The organism is Bacillus cereus group sp. MYBK101-2 (genome assembly GCF_051918845.1).
In the GTDB taxonomy this organism is placed as follows: domain Bacteria; phylum Bacillota; class Bacilli; order Bacillales; family Bacillaceae_G; genus Bacillus_A; species Bacillus_A paranthracis.
In genome coordinates, this window is sequence record NZ_JBQAIE010000039.1 from 1 (window position 1) to 2,614 (window position 2,614).

The following is a 2,614-nucleotide window of genomic DNA, read 5'->3' on the forward strand; positions in this document are numbered from 1 at the left end:
TATCCGGTATTAGCCCCGGTTTCCCGGAGTTATCCCAGTCTTATGGGCAGGTTACCCACGTGTTACTCACCCGTCCGCCGCTAACTTCATAAGAGCAAGCTCTTAATCCATCCGCTCAACTTGCATGTATTAGGCACGCCGCCAGCGTTCATCCTGAGCCAGGATCAAACTCTCCAATAAAGTTAGTTTGTCTAGCATCTGAAATAAAAATTGACGTTTCACGTTGTTTGTTTCGTTCAGTTTTCAAAGAACTACTTGGTCGCTCATTTGCGACTTCCTTATGTTAACATTTCTATCTTTCAATGTCAACTAAGTTTTTTATTTCGTTTGTCGCTTTCGATGTTAATGTCATCGGCGACTTTTTCTATATTACACCCCTATTCAATAATAGTCAATATTAATCTTTCACTTTTTTAGAAAAGATGAAACAGCTACTCATATTCCTCTTTATTTTTCATACATATAATTAAAATACCTGAAAGGGGTGTAGAGATTGTTCGATCCTCCCTTATTACATATCATCAACGCCCATTCAAGAAACCCACATTATCATAAGAATTTTCCTATCATTCTATTTTGGAGCCAAAAAAGTGGTTGTACTTCTCTTGCTAAGTGGTTTTTTTATCAGATTGACTTATTACAGACAGCTCTAAATTATAGTCCTTTCATTCATAATTATGAATATGACATATACAAAAGTACACCTGCCTATAGTGTCCGACTAGGTATAGCATTACGCGAAAAACAAAAAGAAACTTTTAAGCTTGTTCGTAACCCTTATAGACGAGCAGTGAGCTCTTTCGTATCCTTAATCGCACCTCCCTATATAGAAAATCCCGAATGGAAGCCCATCCGAAAGTTTTTATATCAAGATGAAAACTCCTCCAAAGGCCTCTCATTTAAACAATTTCTATACTATCTATTCATTAATGATGCTCAAGGAAATGATATTAACCCGCATTTCACACAACAATATATCGCTGGTGAAGAAGAATATGTGACCAATTATATATACTTAGAAAACTTCGATCAGGATATGAGAGCATTAGAAAAGCGTTTCAAATTAAAAACTGCACCAATAAATGAGTTCTCAATATCATGGCATCATCAAACTCCCGCCATGATTTATAAAGGGAATTTTAGCGAAGCCGATATTACTGACCCTTTATTTCCTCGCTACCCCACTTTCGAAAGTTTTTATGATACCGAATGTATACAACTCGTTCAAACAATATTTCAAAATGATTTCAATACGTATAAATATAGTAAAGAATACCTATACTGATTTCAATCTATTATCTTTGCCAAATAAAAAAACACCTAATATATATAAGGTGTTTTTTTATATTTAAACTATATACAATATGTTACTTAGCATTCCTTACTATTCAAGTTATTCTTCTTTAATAACTTACTTATCTTTTGTCTATCTGCCCATCCTACTCCTATTAAGACTAAACTTCCTCCCATTACTATCTTCCAAGTTAAAGACTCATCTAATAAAGCAATTGAAGCAACAATACTTATTAACGGTAAGGCATTTAAATATAATCCACTTACTGATGCCGAGACTGTCTCTAATGCTCTATTCCAAAACCAATAGGCTAAAATTGTTGCGCCTATAACAAGATACATTACACTAAATCCAGTCTTCCATGTTTCGATTTCTGGGAAACCATAGTAAAAAGTTTCTACCATTGCAAATGGTAATAAAATAACAGCTCCAATAATTAAAGTTAATGTTGTAAAAACCTTGTTTGATAAATACTGTTCTTGTTTTGGTCTTTTCAATAATACTGTATAGAAAGCAAATAAGAAAGTGCTTAATAAAATAAGGGTATCTCCTATTAAAGATACTTCTTGATTACCGTTACTAGATGGGATGGTAATAAGAAGTACTCCAGCAGCTCCCAATACAATACCGATCCAATAATTAAGCTGAATTTTTTCTTTCAAAAAGATCGCTGAAAAAAGAATTGTAACTAACGGTAAAGCAGCATCAATAATACTAACATGTAATCCACTTGTTAAAGAAATACCGTAGGATGTGAACATAAAGTAACCAGCTACACCAGTAAAAGATAGTAAACTCATTCTTTTCCACGGCACTTGTTTATGTACAACCGATTTTTTTAATTGTTTAAATGAAAATAGCAAACAAATTCCACCAGCGAAGAAAAGGCGAATAAATAACAAAGTAAATGGCTGAATAGATTCTAACGCCCACTTTGTTGGCGCAATGGCTGTCCCCCATAATATAACAGCCACTAATAACATGCATATTTCTTTCATAATCCCCCACACCCATCAATAATATATATTAATTATCTTAATTATAGATTTTTTGATGAATAAAATCCTTTAAAAGTGAAAAGACATTGTATAAATTGAAACTTTAATCAGTGGGGGTAGTTGACTTTAAAACGTCTCTATTTCATCCTTTTCTCTCATTAAGATTACTAAATTTACGGATTATGACATTTGATATATATAAATAAACACAAAAAAACCTAAGTCGAAACGACTTAGGTTTTTGCTTGGCGACGTCCTACTCTCACAGGGACAAGGTCCCAACTACCATCGGCGCTAGAGAGCTTAACTTCCGTGTTCGGTA

At 33.8% G+C, this 2,614-nt stretch carries 2 protein-coding genes and 2 rRNA genes; 1 reads left to right on the top strand and 3 read right to left on the bottom strand.

Annotated features, from left to right (window positions below; translation table 11 throughout):
- Positions 1-180: ribosomal RNA gene (locus ACTFSI_RS27790) — 16S ribosomal RNA — on the bottom strand; the annotation flags it as partial.
- Positions 181-493: 313 nt separating this feature from the next.
- Between ACTFSI_RS27790 and ACTFSI_RS27795 the strand changes: the two genes are divergently transcribed.
- Entirely contained in the window at positions 494-1,285 is a 792-nt protein-coding gene (locus ACTFSI_RS27795) for a sulfotransferase family 2 domain-containing protein (RefSeq protein ID WP_000460178.1), read from the top strand.
- 86 nt (positions 1,286-1,371) lie between these two features.
- Here the strand turns inward: ACTFSI_RS27795 and ACTFSI_RS27800 are convergent, their stop codons facing one another.
- Positions 1,372-2,304: a DMT family transporter gene (locus tag ACTFSI_RS27800; RefSeq protein WP_103557152.1), complete on the bottom strand. Its 933-nt coding sequence runs from the start codon at positions 2,302-2,304 to the stop codon at positions 1,372-1,374.
- 231 nt (positions 2,305-2,535) lie between these two features.
- Positions 2,536-2,614 (bottom strand): 5S ribosomal RNA (rrf, locus tag ACTFSI_RS27805); the annotation flags it as partial.